Origin of the sequence: Rhizobium centroccidentale (assembly GCF_030182565.1) — a bacterium.
Lineage (GTDB): Bacteria > Pseudomonadota > Alphaproteobacteria > Rhizobiales > Rhizobiaceae > Rhizobium.
The window spans coordinates 126,407-142,033 of the sequence record NZ_JAQJCG010000012.1; the positions used below are offsets into that span (position 1 = coordinate 126,407).

17 protein-coding genes are annotated in these 15,627 nt (G+C 60.2%); 13 read left to right on the forward strand and 4 right to left on the reverse strand.

Annotation, left to right across the window (positions count from 1 at the left end; all coding sequences use genetic code 11):
- Positions 1-22: 22 nt before the first annotated feature.
- From PH562_RS17415 to PH562_RS17440, 6 genes are all read left to right on the forward strand, one after another.
- Positions 23-508, forward strand: coding sequence for a hypothetical protein (locus tag PH562_RS17415; protein WP_285174342.1), 486 nt, complete (start codon positions 23-25; stop codon positions 506-508).
- A 150-nt stretch (positions 509-658) separates the two neighbouring features.
- Entirely contained in the window at positions 659-808 is a 150-nt protein-coding gene (locus PH562_RS17420) for a hypothetical protein (protein ID WP_285174343.1), read from the forward strand.
- Between the two features lie 86 nt (positions 809-894).
- A complete protein-coding gene (locus PH562_RS17425) occupies positions 895-2,109 on the forward strand; it encodes an ABC transporter substrate-binding protein (RefSeq protein ID WP_285174344.1) in 1,215 nt (404 codons plus the stop codon).
- 97 nt (positions 2,110-2,206) lie between these two features.
- Entirely contained in the window at positions 2,207-3,112 is a 906-nt protein-coding gene (locus PH562_RS17430; RefSeq protein WP_483315359.1) for a carbohydrate ABC transporter permease, read from the forward strand.
- On the forward strand, positions 3,102-3,956 hold the full coding sequence (locus PH562_RS17435; RefSeq protein WP_285174345.1) for a carbohydrate ABC transporter permease: 855 nt from the start codon (positions 3,102-3,104) through the stop codon (positions 3,954-3,956). The genes PH562_RS17430 and PH562_RS17435 overlap by 11 nt, the downstream gene beginning before the upstream one ends.
- A gap of 31 nt (positions 3,957-3,987) precedes the next feature.
- Complete coding sequence (locus PH562_RS17440; RefSeq protein ID WP_285174346.1) at positions 3,988-5,055, forward strand: ABC transporter ATP-binding protein; 1,068 nt, start codon at positions 3,988-3,990, stop codon at positions 5,053-5,055.
- A 36-nt stretch (positions 5,056-5,091) separates the two neighbouring features.
- On the opposite strand, the gene PH562_RS17445 is transcribed toward PH562_RS17440, so the two are convergent.
- From PH562_RS17445 to PH562_RS17460, 4 genes are all read right to left on the reverse strand, one after another.
- Complete coding sequence (locus tag PH562_RS17445; protein ID WP_285174347.1) at positions 5,092-6,378, reverse strand: ABC transporter permease; 1,287 nt, start codon at positions 6,376-6,378, stop codon at positions 5,092-5,094.
- Complete coding sequence (locus PH562_RS17450) at positions 6,375-7,061, reverse strand: ABC transporter ATP-binding protein (protein ID WP_285174348.1); 687 nt, start codon at positions 7,059-7,061, stop codon at positions 6,375-6,377. The genes PH562_RS17445 and PH562_RS17450 overlap by 4 nt, the downstream gene beginning before the upstream one ends.
- Before the next feature lie 4 nt (positions 7,062-7,065).
- Positions 7,066-7,530 (reverse strand): hypothetical protein, encoded by a 465-nt coding sequence (locus tag PH562_RS17455; RefSeq protein ID WP_285174349.1) that lies wholly within the window; start codon positions 7,528-7,530, stop codon positions 7,066-7,068.
- Between the two features lie 74 nt (positions 7,531-7,604).
- Positions 7,605-9,359, reverse strand: a complete 1,755-nt coding sequence (locus PH562_RS17460; protein WP_285174350.1) for an alkaline phosphatase — start codon at positions 9,357-9,359, stop codon at positions 7,605-7,607.
- A 325-nt stretch (positions 9,360-9,684) separates the two neighbouring features.
- On the opposite strand from PH562_RS17460, the gene PH562_RS17465 reads away from it, so the two are divergent.
- The 7 genes from PH562_RS17465 to PH562_RS17495 all read left to right on the forward strand — a co-directional run bounded on the left by PH562_RS17465 (position 9,685) and on the right by PH562_RS17495 (position 15,501).
- A complete protein-coding gene (locus PH562_RS17465) occupies positions 9,685-10,164 on the forward strand; it encodes an Lrp/AsnC family transcriptional regulator (protein ID WP_285174351.1) in 480 nt (159 codons plus the stop codon).
- A gap of 1 nt (position 10,165) precedes the next feature.
- The gene (locus PH562_RS17470) at positions 10,166-11,023 is read left to right on the forward strand and encodes an SAM-dependent methyltransferase (protein ID WP_285174352.1); all 858 of its coding nucleotides are present in this window, start codon (positions 10,166-10,168) and stop codon (positions 11,021-11,023) included.
- Positions 11,024-11,195: 172 nt separating this feature from the next.
- Complete coding sequence (locus tag PH562_RS17475) at positions 11,196-12,179, forward strand: TerC family protein (protein ID WP_285174353.1); 984 nt, start codon at positions 11,196-11,198, stop codon at positions 12,177-12,179.
- Between the two features lie 72 nt (positions 12,180-12,251).
- Complete coding sequence (locus PH562_RS17480) at positions 12,252-12,563, forward strand: hypothetical protein (protein ID WP_285174354.1); 312 nt, start codon at positions 12,252-12,254, stop codon at positions 12,561-12,563.
- Positions 12,564-12,611: 48 nt separating this feature from the next.
- On the forward strand, positions 12,612-13,241 hold the full coding sequence (locus PH562_RS17485) for an exopolysaccharide biosynthesis protein (RefSeq protein WP_285174355.1): 630 nt from the start codon (positions 12,612-12,614) through the stop codon (positions 13,239-13,241).
- A gap of 175 nt (positions 13,242-13,416) precedes the next feature.
- Positions 13,417-14,133, forward strand: coding sequence for a hypothetical protein (locus tag PH562_RS17490; RefSeq protein WP_285174356.1), 717 nt, complete (start codon positions 13,417-13,419; stop codon positions 14,131-14,133).
- Between the two features lie 360 nt (positions 14,134-14,493).
- On the forward strand, positions 14,494-15,501 hold the full coding sequence (locus PH562_RS17495; RefSeq protein ID WP_113228471.1) for a hypothetical protein: 1,008 nt from the start codon (positions 14,494-14,496) through the stop codon (positions 15,499-15,501).
- Positions 15,502-15,627: the final 126 nt, after the last annotated feature.

Consider the following 15,627-nt stretch of genomic DNA (forward strand, 5'->3'; position numbering starts at 1 on the left):
AGCCCAGCCGCCCTGTGCCGCCGTGAGCCGCGAAACCGAACTCATTGCCGCGATGACCCCCCTGATCGCCGATCTGGCAGAAGACGGCAATGGTGCCGTCGCGCTCGCCGGATCGCGCGGCAAGGGATGGTCGGATGCGCAATCGGATTTCGACTTCAGAGTCTATGCCGACACCTATCGCGGACCGGAGGTCCGGCAAACCGCGGCGTGGCGGCGTTTCGATGCCGCGCTGCGAGACTGGCAGGCCGAAGGCATCCGCATGGATGGCGTCTGGATGCGGCGGTATGCCGGCGTCCAGCGCGACCTGGATTCCTGGCTTGCCGGCGTCGTCGTGCCGAAGAGCTTCGAATGGACGATCTGGGGCTATCATCTGCCGACCGATCTCGCCAACCAGCAGATCATCGCCGATCCCAGGGGTTTGCTGGCTGGCTGGAGGCAGCAGCTGGCGCAATATCCGGAAGCGCTGCGGGACTCCGTGCTCAGCCAATATATGGATGTCCTGCGCTAATGGGCCAGGGATTATCACTATGAGAGCAAGGTCGTTCGCCGCGACCTCGTCTTTCTCGTCGGTCTCACAGGCAAGCTTGCCAACGCCATTCTGCAGACCGTCTTTGCCTTCAACCGTGTCTATTTTCCGGGCGACGGCTGGAACCTGCCCATGGCGGCCGAACTTGAACGGCTGCCGCCTGACTTTCTCCAGCGGATGACGGCCATTCTGGAGCCCGAGCAAGGCCCGGACACGTGGCAGCGTCAACGAAGCGAACTGATCGGCCTGATCGCCGACCTGGAGGCCATGATCGCGGCGTGAACGAGCCGCAAGACCAAGCCGGAGGGGAGCGTCCGGATAGTGATCAACGTCACTGCAACGAAAGTCATTAAGGAGGAGGAACAATCATGAAGCGTTCATTGATCTTTGCCGCCGCCCTTGCGGCGAGTTCACTACCCGGTATCGGCGCGCAAGCGCAGGATGCCGCCGTGACCCTTACCTGGCAGATGTGGGGCGCGCCGAACGATGCGGAGCTCTGGCAGCAGCTGGCCGATCTGGTCAACAAGCAGTATCCCGATATCAAGGTCAAGCTGCAGCTTTCGGGTTGGACTGACTACTGGACGCGGCTGCCGGTTCTGGCGGCATCGGGACAGGTCGCCGATATCGTCTCGATGCAGTCGATGCGACTGCCGAATTTCTCTTCGATCCTAACGCCGCTCGACGATTATGTGAAAGGCAGCGACGTGAAGGTGGCTGACTTCGAGACATCGATCATGTCCGGCCTTTCGCAGGACGGCAAACTCTATGCGCTGCCCTACGATGTCGGGCCGTGGATGGTCTTCTACAATCGCGACAAGTTCGCAGCCGCCGGCTTGAAGGAGCCTGCCAAGGACTGGACGTTCGACGACTTCAAGGCCGACGCCAAGGCACTGACCAAGGACGGAGCATACGGCTATGGCACCCAGGCTTTCGATTTCATCGCCGGCCCCGTCGCGCTCGGTGCGGATTATTTCAACGCTGACAATGAATTCGACCTCACCAATGCCGGCTTTGTCGATGCGTTCAGCAAATACGCCGATCTCACAGCCAAGGACAAACTCTCGCCGGTCTTTGCCTCCGCGGCCGATGCCTCCGCGGCAAGCGGCCGCTTCGCTTCGGGCAATGTCGCCATGTATATAGACGGTCCCTGGTCACTGATTACCGGACAGGCCAATGTCAATTTCAAGATCGGCATCGCACCGCTGCCGCGCGGCAGCGGCTCTTCGCGCTTCATCACGGCCGGCTCGGGCTGGGGTATCTCCGCCACCAGCCAGCACAAGGATGCCGCGTTCAAGGCGCTGCAGGTGCTGACCAGCCCGAAGGCCGCGGAAATCCTCGGTGCGGCCGGACGCGCATTGCCGGCCCGGCTTGCACAACAGACCGCCTGGTATGACGGCGCGGCCAAGAATGTCAGCGGCACCCGCGATACGCTGCAATATATATTTGCCCACACCACACCATTCCGCATCAACGAGAAATGGAACCAGTTCGAGAATCTGGTGATGCAGTACGTGCCGCTTGCACTGACGGGAGACTCGAAACCCGACGGTGTATTAAGCGACATTCAAAGCCAGCTACCATAGACCGGGCGTCTCGTCGGCCTGCGGCCGGGCCCATCGGCTCGACCGCAGCGCCATCGCCGGAAAGGAGAGGCCCATGATGCTGGGCAAGCACACCGACATGATCGCAAGATCAAGGCCACGCTCGCGCAAATGGTTCAGAGGCGAGGGATGGACGGCTCTGTTCTTCCTGCTGCCGGGCCTGATCGGCATCGTCCTGTTTCTCGTCCTGCCAATCCTGGCGTCGATCGCGCTCAGCTTCACCAATTGGCAGCTGCTCGGTACGCCGCGTTTCGTCGGCATTTCCAACTATGTGCGCCTGTTTACGACCGACCCGCAATTCTGGACGGTCTTGCGCAACACCCTCTTCTTCACCGTCGAATATCTTGTACTGAACATCATCATCTCGCTCGGGCTGGCAACGTGGATTTCGAGCCTGAAGATCGGGCAGCGCTGGTTCCGGGTGATCTTCTTTCTCCCGACCTTCACCCCGCTGATTGCGGTCGCCATGGTCTGGATGCTGATCTTCACGAGCGGCGGGCTTTTCGACAGCCTGATGGCCTCACTATCGCTGCCATTGTCGGGCGTGCTGAACGATCGCACACTTGCCATGCAGGCGGTCGTCCTGACCTCGATCTGGGCCGGCGTCGGCTACAATACCGTTCTCTTCAACGCCGCGCTCGACATGGTGCCGGCAAGCTACCTCGAAGCAGCCCGCATCGATGGCGCAACGGCCTGGGACCGCTTCTGGAAAATCCGGCTGCCGCTGATTTCGCCGACGCTGTTCTTCGGCACCGTCATGACGGCGATCACCTCGCTGCAGGTCTTCGACCAGATTTTCGTCATGACCAAGGGCGGGCCGGGATCATCGACCGCGACGCTCGGCTATGCCATCTACCAACGCGGTTTTCAAAACTTCCAGATGGGCTACGCCTCGGCCATCGCCTGGGTGATGTTCGCGCTGATCATGGCGCTGACGGCCCTGCAATTCTGGTTCCAGCGCAAATGGGTGCATTATGACGCTTAGATCCGAAGCCAGAGCACGTCGGAAGCTGGTGCTCGATGTCGTCAATCACCTGGCAATCACGCTCGTCGCCATCGCCTTTCTCTTTCCCTTCTTCTGGATGGTCTCGAATGCAGTGCGCTCAAATGCCGAGGTGACGGCGATACCTCCGCGCATCCTGCCCGATATCTTCGAATGGGGTAACTTTGCCGCCGCCTGGACCCACCTGCCCTTTGGCCGTTTCTTCCTCAACAGCGCCATCATCGCGATCTGCGTGACAGCGATTACTGTCGTCGTCTCCTGCCTTTCCGGCTATGCCTTCGCGCGGCTGAAATTCAGGGCACGCGAAGCGCTGCTGCTCGGTTATATCGGCACGCTGATGGTGCCGCCGCTGATGCTCATCATTCCGCTGTTTCTGATCGTCAACAGGCTCGGCTTGGTCAACACCTTCCCCGGCGTGATCCTGCCGATCTCCTTCGGCACCTTCGGTGCTTTCCTGATGCGGCAGTTCTTCCTGTCCATTCCCATGGAACTCGAGGAAGCCGCGAGGATCGACGGCGCTTCCCGCCTGCGCATCCTCGTCAGCATCATCGTGCCGCTATCCATGCCGGCGATCGGGCTTCTGTCGCTCTTCACCTTCATCGGGCAATGGAACAACTTCCTCTGGCCGCTGATCGTCATGACCGGTGCCGATAATGCCACCCTGCCGGTCGGCCTTACCCTGTTCCAGACGCAGCAAGGCACGCAGTGGAACTATCTGATGGCCGGCGCCACCCTTTCCATGCTTCCAGGCGTCTTCCTCGCGATCATCCTGCAGAAGCTCATCTACAACAGCATCGCCCTCAATGCGGGCATGGGCGGGCGCTGAAGCGCCGGCCGAGATTTCGGGAGAGAAATCCATGGCGAAACTGACCATTCGCAACGCCATCAAACGCTACGGCGCGCTCGAAGTGCTACACGGCGTCTCCATCGCCGCACAGGATGGAGAATTCGTGGTGCTTGTGGGACCCTCGGGCTGCGGCAAATCCACCCTGCTGCGCATGATCGCCGGGCTGGAAGGTATCAGCGACGGCGAGATCGAAATCGGCGACCGCATCGTCAACGATCTCGAACCCAATGAGCGCGATATCGCCATGGTGTTCCAGTCCTATGCGCTCTATCCGCACATGACCGTGCGCGACAACATGGCCTTTTCGCTGAAGCTCGCGCGCCGCAGCAAACAGGAGATCGATCAGAAAGTGAACGATGCCGCAGCAATCCTCGATCTCGCCGCCCTCCTCGATCGCTATCCCCGACAATTGTCGGGCGGGCAGCGTCAGCGCGTGGCGATGGGGCGCGCCATCGTCCGCAATCCCGCCGTCTTCCTCTTCGATGAGCCGTTGTCCAATCTCGACGCCAAACTGCGCGTGCAGATGCGCACCGAGATCAAGACGCTGCACCAGCGGCTCGGCACCACCATGGTCTATGTCACGCACGACCAGATGGAGGCCATGACCATGGCAGATCGCATCGTCGTCATGCGCGGCGGCCATATCGAACAGATCGGCTCGCCGCTTGACATCTACGATGCACCGGCCAATAGCTTCGTCGCCGGCTTTATCGGATCGCCGTCCATGAATTTTATCGACGGCCTCGTCACCGACCAAAACGGGACCCTGGGGCTGCAAGACACGCAAGATCTGCATTGGCCGCTGCCGGAAAGTGCCCGCCGCCATCTCGGCCGCTCCGTCCAGCTCGGCATCCGCCCGGAACATATTGCAGTCGATACGGACGGAGTGCAGGCCAAGGTCATCATCATCGAGCCGACGGGCTCGGACACGCATCTGCAATTGCAGGCCGGCGCGCAATCGATCGTCGCGGCCGTCAGGGACCGCCCCTCGGTGTCTCCGGGCCAGCCGATCCAGCTCAGGATCGATCCGGCAAAAGCGCATCTGTTCGATCCAACGAACGGCGTGCGTTTGCATTGACCCCATCTTGCCGCCGAGGGCCGCAAGATCGGTTCATCACGCCCGCAGCGCCACTGCCGGGCTGGAGCGCAGAGCGCTGAGAGCGGGAACGATGGAGATGACGGACGCAACGGCGGCGAAGCCGCCGACAAGCCAGAGGTCATCGAAGATGAAGCCGACAGGCAGGCGGACGGCGGTGGAAGCGGCAAGCCGCGCCGAAATCGTCAATGCTGCGAGATAACCGAGGACGATGCCGAGCAGGATGCCGGCCGCGAACAGGATGAAGAGCTCGCCCCAGACGAGCACGACGATCGAACGGACCGGTGTTCCAAGCGCCCGCAGGGCGCCGATCTGCCGGCGTCGCGAGCCGACATGCATGATCGTGACGAGCACGATCGCGGCAATCACGATCGCCTGCGTGCCGAGCGCGATCGCCAGAAGCAGGTTGCGGGCATCGCCGAGTGTCGCATAGAGCCTGGTCAGCACCTCGGCCGGGAAAATGCCGAGCGTCGTGCCCGTGCGGTATTCCTGCCGCAAGCGATAGGCATCGGCAATCGTCTTCGGCTTGACGAGAACGGCCGGAATGCCAGGCGTCTGCGCGTCGAATTGCTCGTCGAGCGGCGCATCGGCATCGACATGACCATGCTCATGGCCTTCTTCGCGGCCGTCGGAATGCTGATGCGGCTTGGCTGCGCCATGCACACTGGCTTCGTCGCCATCATCGTCGTGATGGTCCGCGCCATGCATGGCGTGCAACTGCCAGACGGCACGGATCGGCACCAGGATGGCGCGATCCCAGGCTGTTCCCGTCGGCGCCATGCGGCCGGTGACCTTGTAGGCAATCGCCGTATGGGTTTCGCCACCGGTCTCGGCCGTACCATGCATCGGCTTGACTTCCGCGCCGGTCGACAAGGCGACATCGGAGCCGACAACCGCTTCGCCGAGGCGCGCGAACATCGCGCCCTGCGAGAGCGAGGGCGAGAGGGACGAAATGAGGCCCGTGGTCGTGCCGACAATCGGATATCCGTATGCGGAATCGCCGAAACCGACCGGTGCCGCCAGTTCGACACGCGGATCACTGGCAAGGCGGGACAGAACAGCACCCTCCATCAACGGCAACGGTGCCGGCTGCAGGAAGACGGCGGAAAGCGCCAGCTGCGTCTCGCTGCCGGCGGCACCCACGAGCAGATCGAATTTTTCCGCAGCGCGCGCGCTGCCGAGCCGGACAGCTCGTTCCTGCAGCGTCACCGTCACGCTCAGCGCGACCGACAGGGCAATCAGCACCACGACGGCCAGCGCACCGCTCCAGAAGCGTCTGAGGTCGGCAAGGATGAAGGTGATCATTGCGCGGCAACCTCTTGGCTGTCTTCCTCGATCCGCCCGTTTACCAGATTGATGCGGCGGCCGAGGCGCTCGGCGAGTGTGGCGTCATGCGTGACGACGACAAGCGTCGTCCCCTCCTCGGCCGAAAGCTGCAGCAGAAGTTCCGCAACCTCATGGCCCGCCTGACGATCGAGGCTGGCGGTCGGCTCGTCGGCGACGATGACGCCGGGGCGCGACAGCAATGCGCGGGCAACGGCAACGCGCTGCATCTCGCCGCGCGACAAGGTTTCGACCTTCTGCTGCGGTCGGGCGATACCGGTGACAGACAGCAGATAAAGCGCACGTTCCCGTTCGTTGGACGCAAGGCGCCGTTTAAGCTTGATCGGCAACACGGCATTCTCGAAGGCGGACAGGCCGGGAAACAGATGAAAGTCCTGCATGACGAGGCCGATATTGCGGGCGCGGAACGCATCGCGCCGGCCGGACGACAGGCGCGTGATCTCCGTACCGCTCCAGGATACGCTGCCATTCCTGACATCTTCCAAGCCGGTAATGGCATTGACGAATGTGCTTTTGCCGGAACCCGAGGCACCGGTGATCGCAAGCCTGCCGCCCGCCGGCAGATGGAAGCGGTCGATGGTGAGAACCGGCGCGGCCAGGCCGGGGAACTGCATTTCAAGACCGGAGATATCGAGCGCAAGCATGTGCTCAAACAGTCCTGAACGATGCGTTGCGGAGACGCAGCTGGCTGATGAAGCCGGTTTCCGGATCGGTCCAGGAGCCGAATTCCAGCACACCCCGCACCGCGATCGGCGCGTTATACTGAACGAATGTCTGCTTGGAAGAGAGATAGACGACCATGATATTGTCGGGCCAATCGGCATCGGAAGAGCAGAACGGGCAAAGCGACATCGGGATTTCCGTGAGGACGAAGAAAGCGGCCTCCGCCTTCAATGGCGGCGCCATGAATCCATTGATGGCAACTTCCTTGCCGCTCAGCTGCTTCACCTTGTCGGAAAATTCGAGCCCGAGCGGGCCGAATCTCTTGTATAGCTCGTCAAAACCCAGTGTATCCGAGGCATTCGCGCGTGTCGCAATGCCCATGACAGGCAAAACCGCGGCAGCGGCCAAAAAGCCCCGACGATTGATGGTGGCGATCCTGTCCCCGGACATCGCGTACCCCCATGAAAGATGAAGAGACAGGCGGCCTCGAAGCCGCCTGTCCATGGTATACGATCTGTAACAACTTACATCTTTTCGGTGCCGAGCGCGAAGGTATCGGCCAGCACGCGATAGACGTCGCTCTGTTCCATGTATCCGCGGAAACCTTCGGCACCCGGGCCGGCTGCCTGGAGCACGACATCGTCAACGGCGTGGACACCGCTATCCTCGTCCCGCGGAATATTGCCCTGGACGAAGACGGCACCGGGCACGTCCTTGTAGGCTTCGTTGGCAACATATTCCTTCTTCTCGTTCTGGATTGCCGGAACGAAAGGACCATCGAGCTTCGGACGGAAGGTCTCGTAGTGGTCCGGACCGTTGTTGGCGGCCATGAACAGGCGACGCGAAACGTCGACGCGATCCGGATAGCCGTCGCCATCCTTGTCTTCGTAGTTCGGGAAGCCGGCAGCGGCATAGGTGCCGACCTTTTCGCGCATTTCGGTACCCGGCTTGTTATCGTCGACGGTGCCGATGATCGAGACGCCATGCGTGTGGTCGCCGGTGACTACAACAAGCGTATCCGGGTTCTTTTCCTGGAATGCGCGGGCAACGGCCACGGCCTTGTCGAACTCGATCGTGTCGATCAGTGCACGATCCCAGTCGAGCGGATGGCTCATCTTATCGATGGAGGCACCTTCAACCACGAGGAAAAAACCTTCCGGGTTCTTGGCGAGCTTGTCGAGCGCGACCTTGGTCATGTCGACCAGACCGGGCTGGTTCGGGAACTTGTCGACGGTGCCCTTCTTGAGGAATTCGCGATCGAGCGCGACATCGAGGTTGCCGGCGTGGAAGAGACCGAGCAGCTTGTCCTGGTTGGAGCCGGCAGCGGTGGCCAGTTCGCTCTTGTCGGTGGCAACGGCATAGCCGGCATCCTTGAAGAGCGCGATATAGTTCTTGTCGTCCTTGCGCTTGGAGCCCGGAACGCTCTTCGCCAGGAAATAGGCCGAGCCGCCGCCGAGCAGGACATCCGGCTTAACGTCGTACATCATGCCGACGATCTCGGCCTTGTCGCTGCGCTTGCGGGTGTGGGAGACAAGCGCTGCCGGCGTCGCATCTTCGACTTCGGCCGTGGTCACGATGCCGAGCGACTTCTTGCCGGTGCGGCGCAGGGCCTCGCCGATCGTTTCGACCTTCGGGTCGTCCAGGCTTGCCGGCGTGCGGTCGGCGTAGACGCCGAGGGCGTTGACGGCAGACTTGTGGCCGGTCATATAGGCCGACATGGTGTTGGCGCTATCGGTGGCAATCGCCGAGGTCGAGGACGTGCCGATGAAGGCGACCGGCGGGATATCGTCCATGGCGAGACGACCGTTGGCCTTGCCTTCGGTCATGCCCTTTGACATGAGGCGGGCGCCGGTGCGATGCGCAACCGAGAGACCGTCGCCGAGCAGGAAGACGATGTTCTTGGCCTTCGGCATGGCCGATGTGCCATAGACATCCCAGTTGACGGACTTCTTCTCGTCGCCGGCCAAAACCTCAACCTTGTACTGGCCGGGCTTTGCGAGCTTGACGCCACGCAGGATCAGGGCGGACCCAAGAACCTTGTCTTCAGCGCCCTTTTCTTCTGCGACGAAATCAGCCGCCTTGCCGAAAACCGCATCGTAGCTTTCGCCGTTGACCGTGACCTTCACGTCTTCCGGCTTCACAACCTTGCTGAATTCCACCTTAAAATCGAATGGCGAGCCGGCGAGTACCGTTGCCCGGTCCAACGGATAGACTGTCGCTGCATGGGCTGCGCCGGACATTACGGTCGCAGACATCATGGCGAGAAGAAATTTACGCATTTATACCCCCTGCGTTTGGTTGCTTCCCGCCTCCCACTTATAAAAGCCAGATGACAATCATGTAAAAAGGAGTCGACTTTCTGCAACTGGAAATTCTAAAGGGACAAACGCTAAGGAAGGCTGATTGTATGCGCGGCATCTAAAGAGATGGCGCGAACGGGGTGGCTGCGCAGTCCCTTTCCGTTTCACTTGGTCCAAAAGTCTCGAAAGCCATCGCGTTCAACTACGCAAGACTTGGCGTGGGATTAACCCCGAAAGCTTGTAACTTTCTGAGGAAAAGGCAAAACTCATACAGGCTTCGTGAGGATTTCGAGAGTTTTGCGCAATGGATGAACAGCTCGACAAAACGGATCTGCGCCTGCTGGAGGAACTTCAGAAAGACGGCAGATTGACGAACAACGAGCTGGGTGAACGCATCGCGCTCTCCCCTTCACAATGTTCGCGCCGCCGCACAAGGCTGGAGGCGGAAGGCTATATTCGCAGCTACCAGGCCAATCTCGACCGGCAGCGACTGGGGCTGGATATGCTCGTTGTCATTTCGGTGACGCTCGCTACCCACAACAGGGACAACGCCCGCCGGTTTTCGCAGCTTATCAACGGGCTGCCGGAGGTGTTGGAAGCCTATGCGCTGACAGGCGAAATGGACTATCACCTTAAGGTCGCCACCCGCGGGCTTACCGATCTCTCCCGCTTCGTCAACGACGTGCTGCTGCCGCATGAATCCGTTCAGCACGTGAAGACGGCGATCGTCCTCGATACCCTCAAGACCTTCGAAGGATTTCCGATCGCGCTACCACAAGGCTGACATGGCGTCGGCGTTCGATGGTCGTCGTTGCGCGGCCCTGCCCTATCGAGCGTCAAGGGCAATTTTTGAGGGCTTGCTTTCGGCGCATGCAGCCTTTCCAATCACGCCAAAGACTACACCCTTGGCGAGGACAGGCTTCATGACATACGCGGCCGTACAGACACGAAATCTCGAAGAATTTTCCGAGGTCCTGCTAAGGTGTAACCACCTGTACCATCCAAGCAACGACAGTATTGCTTTGCGCAATGCTGTCGAAAGCCGGCGCCAGATCGAAATATTCGACTATAACCTTTCCGCCGATGCCTTCACCCGTGCATTCGGCATGCGAAACTCTCTGAAATGCCTGCAGGCGCTTACCAGCCTCGAAGAAGACGCCGTCCACAGATATAGAAGGGTATGCGATCTCGGCTGCGGCTCCGGCGCCTTCAGCCTTGCCTTTGCCTATCTCGCCCACAATCCCGAGCTGGAGCTTCGGGGGCTGGATTTATCCGAACACCAGCTGTCCCTCGCCAGAGAATTGATGGCTGCCGCGGGGTTGCCCGGCGATTTCCAGTTCGAGCAAAGAAATCTGCCGGCGCAGATCGGTTACCTCCCCGATCTGACAATTTCCTCGTACTGGTTCTGCGAAAATGAGCGCGTGCTCGCCGATCCCCTTCTCTTCGATCTCATGGCCGGTCGGGAGATGCTCATTGTCGATTATGAGACGATTATCGACCGCATCGCCGCTTGTCTTCCCAAAGCGTTCCGTATTCTTGCGCGGCGCAGCGCCCATGTTGACATTCCATCCGCGCTGACGGATTTCGTCGCGCAGAAGAGAGCAAGCGTTCACAGCATCCACATTGGCCGGACCGCAGCTTAAAGGAGCAAGCTAAACCTCTGCTCCTTTGAAAAGTGCGTGCAGCTCTTGAAATGCAAACGTCCGCTTCCCAGCTATTGGTCAACCCGCTGGTCCGGGCCCCTCTGGTGAGAGCCGTCGGCGCTCTCATGATGTCGGACCTCTTCCGACATCGCGCCGACAGAGGTTCTCCGTCATGGAAACGTCTTTGCTCTTCGTGGAGTGGTTGGGAAAGCCGCTCTGGATGTGGATGAGCTTCCTGGCGCTCGTCATCGCCATCCTCTCTTTCGATCTTGGCGTCCTGCATAAGGAAAACAAGGAGATCGGCGTCGGCGAGAGCATCAAGCTCTCCGTGCTCTATATCACGCTCGGCCTCGCCTTCGGCGGCTGGGTATGGTGGTATCTCGGTGCCGATTCCGGCCTTGCCTACATGACGGGTTTCGTCGTCGAAAAGACCCTGGCTCTCGACAACGTCTTCGTCATCGCCCTCATCTTCGCCTTCTTTGCCGTCCCGCGTCTCTATCAGCATCGCGTGCTCTTCTGGGGTATTCTCGGCGTCATCGTGCTGCGCGCGATCATGATCGGCGTCGGCGCGACACTGGTGGCCGAATTCTCATGGCTGCTATACGTCTTTGCCGCCTTCCTGATCGTGACCGGCATCAAGATGCTGGTCGTGAAGGATGCCGAACCGGATGTCTCGAAGAATCCACTCGTGCGTTTCATGCGCAATCGCTTCAACGTCACCGAAAATCATCACGACGAACGCTTCTTCATCAAGCAGCCGCATCCGCAGACCGGTAAGATGGTCTGGTTCATCACGCCGCTTTTCATGGCGCTCGTGCTGATCGAAGTGGCAGACGTGATCTTTGCCGTGGATTCGGTTCCCGCAATCTTCGCCATCACGACCGATCCGTTCATCGTCTACACGTCGAACATCTTCGCGATCCTCGGCCTACGCGCCCTTTACTTCGCACTCGCCGCCATGATCCACCGCTTCCAGTATCTGAAGCCGGCGCTCGCCATCGTGCTCGTCTTCATCGGCTCGAAGATCTTCGTCGCCGATATGCTGGGACTGGAAAAATTCCCTGCCGCCCTTTCGCTTGGCATCACCTTCGCCATCATCGCAAGCGGCGTCGGCTGGAGCCTGCTGAAAACCCGCGACAAGGCCGAACAGGCCTGATGCAGCGAGGTGCCCGCCCCGTGCGGGCATCGTCCCTCCCCGCTTCAAGCAGATTTTCGACAAGGAACAGATATGATCTCCAATCTCCTCGCATCCCTTTTTGCAACTTTCGCCCTTGGTCCGCTTCAAGCCGAAATTGAGAGGCACGCGGCTGCCGCCGGCCAGCCCGGCGAGATCATCAGGCAATCGCAGGCATGTCTCTCGTCCGAGGTCCCGGCACTGACGCAACGCGCCTCCGAAGACACTTTCTGGACGATTTCCACGGTCATCGGCCTGTCGACCGGCTGGAGCAGCCCTGCCGATCTGCTTAACAAAAGCGATCCGGACTGCGCGCCTGTCATCAAGCTTATCCAGGGAAAAGGTGAAGGTGCAGATGAAGCCTGACGCTTTGTGCAAGCAAGAAATTCCGGTGACCTCATCTGGTGATGACCGATGACAGAACAGACTGCCGGCACAACCGAGCACGACGACAGGGCATCCACTCGCCTGCACCATCTCGCCAGGCTCGCCCATGAGCAGGGCGGCATCTCCATCGGCGAGGTGCTCAGCGGCCTCGGGCACACGAGCATGGCCTTTACCATCCTCTTTCTTTCGCTACCGGCACTTATCCCGATACCGGGGCCGTTCGGCGTCGTTTTCGGAAGCGCTGTCGCTCTGGTGGCGGTACAGATCGCGCTAGGCCGACGGACGATATGGCTACCGGCCTTCCTCAGCCGGCGTCGGCTTTCACCGGCGGTCATTGATCTCATCGTGCGCTGCAGCGCGCCGATCTTCGCCAGGGTCGAAACCGTCGTTCGTCCAGGCCGTCTGGCCGCTTTCACGGGCGGCACCATGCAATGGCTGCTGTCCTTTCCGATCTTCCTGCTGGCGATCGCCATTGTCCTTCCGATCCCGCTCGGCAACTATATGCCGGTCATTGCCCTCGTGGCGATCTCGGTCGCCCTGATGGCACGGGACGGATTGCTGATCCTGGCGGCGCTGTTCGTCTCAGCACTGGCCTTCGTCGCCACGGCTGGTCTCATCCAGTTGGCTTTCGCCGGCCTGAATGTAATCGGATCGTAAGCACCTTATCCGGTGAGGAAGACAGCGGATGATTTTGCGGCCAGTTGCCGCGCTTGTCCGCAACAGCCTTTTCAGGTCTTGCCAATAGCGGCAAGCCTGCCATCTATGCCAGCGGCGCATTTCCGAGCTATTAGGTTCAGGCCTGTAAAATCATCAGTGCAGAGGATTTCATCGCATGCCATCAAAGCCCCCGTCATTCGTCCGCATGATTGCCCTCGGCAGCTCCGTCGTCATCGCGCTTGGCGCGCAGACGGCGACGGCGCAGGAAATGTCGGCTGCCTCTCAGTGGCCCGACACGCCGACCTCGCGTCTGGAAGCACTGGCAATCCTGCAGACCCTGAATGCCGATCTCCTCAGCAATGCCAGCGCCACGCTGACGCTCGATCGCTGGTGTGCTGCGCATAGGCTTGCACCGGAAGGCTCGAAAATCGTTGCCCAGCGCGTGCGCGGCCAGGACAAGCCGGTCGATGCTTCAATCCGGAAGCTGCTGGCGGTCGGACCTGACGAGCCTGTCGCCTATCGTCGCGTTCGCCTGGCTTGCGGGGATCGTATTCTGTCCGAGGCGGATAATTGGTACGTGCCGGCAAAGCTCACAGCCGAGATGAACAAGGCGCTCGATTCGAGCGATGTCGCTTTCGGTCGCGCCGTTCAAGCCCTCAATTTCACCCGCACGAACCTGTCGGCAAAGCTGCTCTGGTCGCCTCTTCCGCAAGGATGGGAAACGGGCGCCGATCTGCCGCCATCCGGGAACGGATCTCTCGCTCTCCCTTCGTTTCTTCTCGAACACCATGCCGTGCTGAAGCTGCCGGATGGAACACCGTTCAGCGCACTGATCGAAAGCTATACCAGCCGAGTGCTGGATTTTCCGGCCCCGCATCTGTCGTCACAGTAAGTGGTCGACCACCTTGTCGCGCTTGCGGAAGCAGGCCGCATCTCGACTTGATGACGCAACGTAAGCGCACAGGACTTTCTTGGCGCCGTGCTCGCCCGAACTCCGCCATATTTGCGCCGCGATCGCTGAAGAATGCTGGCGCAAAACAGATGGAGTCGATCAATGACAGGCGAGCAATTTTCCTTGTCAGCCAGGATTTCCCGCATCTGTTAGGGTCTCGTTCAGCAAAGCAGCGCACAAGTATGAGTTCTGGATCAAAGCATGAGGCAGGCGAGCTTGTGGGGCAGGCAGGCTGTCAACATTGCCTTTGACGGCAACCGCTCATGCGGACCCAGAATATTTGATAGGAGAACTAATTCCGTGCGGTTGAGATATGCCCTTCGAAGCGTCCCCCAGATGCTCAGCCTTTGCTCCCTCGCCCTCGTCATTCCCGTAACATCGCAATCGCTGGCCGCGGCCCGGCAGCCGGACATTCCGGCTTGGCTCGGAGCCTATGTCGGTACCGGTGAAGGGCAGATTGCCCAACCGGTTCTGCAAAGAGCCCGCGCGCTCTATATGCGAAAAGTGAGCGAAGGCACGGTCAAAAATCCCTGCTATTTCGCCATGGATGCAACCCGTCCAAACACTCCAAATGATGGCAAGTCCGCAGGCCGCTTCTACATCGTTTGCGAGGCGACACAGACGTTCCGTGTCGTTTCATCCGGCCACGGCAGCGGTCGCGATCTCAAGGGCGTCGCCGATTTCGGCAACGGCCGCATGTGCGCCAAGAACTTCGGCAATGCGATGGACTCGAACCTGACGACGGGCGGTTCCTATGTGACGGAGGAGACGAAGACGACCTTCAAGGGCTACTACAAACTCTCACAAACCAAGGAAGCTGCCTATCTTCGCACGTTCCTCCAGTTCGATGGCGAAGGGGAGACCGCGAATGCTCGCGAAAGGGCGATCGGCGGACATGCGGCCGCCAAGGTTGCCGGCATCTGCATGAAGAAGGATCCGCAGAGCCCCTATGCCAACCGGGACGGATATGTTCCGCTTGGAAAGCTGGTGGAATATGCCGGCGGCCGTAGCGACGGCTGCACAAGCTGGGCGGCATCGGATGCCAATCAGATCATCTCCATGGTGAAGGACAATCCGACGACGCTTTATATCTACCCGGAGTCCTCGGACATCAAGGCGATCGCCAAGGCCGTTGCGGCGGGGCGCTCCCCGGCCCAATCCGGATTGTATTGGAACGACTCCTGCCTCAAGGAGATCGGAACGCCGAAGTTCTGGCCCAAGGAAACCCTCGAGCCGATCATCGTCCAGTACAAGAAGGACCATCCGGCTCCGCCTGCCAAGCCGATCCCGATCTGCGACCAGCAATGACAGTGGCCAACAGTTAAGTCAGGACATTCGACAGGCAACGGGATCATTCTCGTGCCTGTTTAAGCGAGCCGGGATAGAACTCTTGTCACCGTCGTTATGCCGTCCAGTATCTCCACCTGTGGATAT

What these genes read in the sequence shown, in the direction of transcription:
- PH562_RS17420 (WP_285174343.1), top strand. Translation starts at nt 659, where the DNA reads ATGGCGGCCGAACTTGAACGGCTGCCGCCTGACTTTCTCCAGCGGATG.
- PH562_RS17425 (WP_285174344.1), top strand. Translation starts at nt 895, where the DNA reads ATGAAGCGTTCATTGATCTTTGCCGCCGCCCTTGCGGCGAGTTCACTA.
- PH562_RS17430 (WP_483315359.1), top strand. Translation starts at nt 2,207, where the DNA reads ATGATCGCAAGATCAAGGCCACGCTCGCGCAAATGGTTCAGAGGCGAG.
- PH562_RS17435 (WP_285174345.1), top strand. Translation starts at nt 3,102, where the DNA reads ATGACGCTTAGATCCGAAGCCAGAGCACGTCGGAAGCTGGTGCTCGAT.
- PH562_RS17440 (WP_285174346.1), top strand. Translation starts at nt 3,988, where the DNA reads ATGGCGAAACTGACCATTCGCAACGCCATCAAACGCTACGGCGCGCTC.
- PH562_RS17445 (WP_285174347.1), bottom strand. Translation starts at nt 6,378, where the DNA reads ATGATCACCTTCATCCTTGCCGACCTCAGACGCTTCTGGAGCGGTGCG.
- PH562_RS17450 (WP_285174348.1), bottom strand. Translation starts at nt 7,061, where the DNA reads ATGCTTGCGCTCGATATCTCCGGTCTTGAAATGCAGTTCCCCGGCCTG.
- PH562_RS17455 (WP_285174349.1), bottom strand. Translation starts at nt 7,530, where the DNA reads ATGTCCGGGGACAGGATCGCCACCATCAATCGTCGGGGCTTTTTGGCC.
- PH562_RS17460 (WP_285174350.1), bottom strand. Translation starts at nt 9,359, where the DNA reads ATGCGTAAATTTCTTCTCGCCATGATGTCTGCGACCGTAATGTCCGGC.
- PH562_RS17465 (WP_285174351.1), top strand. Translation starts at nt 9,685, where the DNA reads ATGGATGAACAGCTCGACAAAACGGATCTGCGCCTGCTGGAGGAACTT.
- PH562_RS17470 (WP_285174352.1), top strand. Translation starts at nt 10,166, where the DNA reads ATGGCGTCGGCGTTCGATGGTCGTCGTTGCGCGGCCCTGCCCTATCGA.
- PH562_RS17475 (WP_285174353.1), top strand. Translation starts at nt 11,196, where the DNA reads ATGGAAACGTCTTTGCTCTTCGTGGAGTGGTTGGGAAAGCCGCTCTGG.
- PH562_RS17480 (WP_285174354.1), top strand. Translation starts at nt 12,252, where the DNA reads ATGATCTCCAATCTCCTCGCATCCCTTTTTGCAACTTTCGCCCTTGGT.
- PH562_RS17485 (WP_285174355.1), top strand. Translation starts at nt 12,612, where the DNA reads ATGACAGAACAGACTGCCGGCACAACCGAGCACGACGACAGGGCATCC.
- PH562_RS17490 (WP_285174356.1), top strand. Translation starts at nt 13,417, where the DNA reads ATGCCATCAAAGCCCCCGTCATTCGTCCGCATGATTGCCCTCGGCAGC.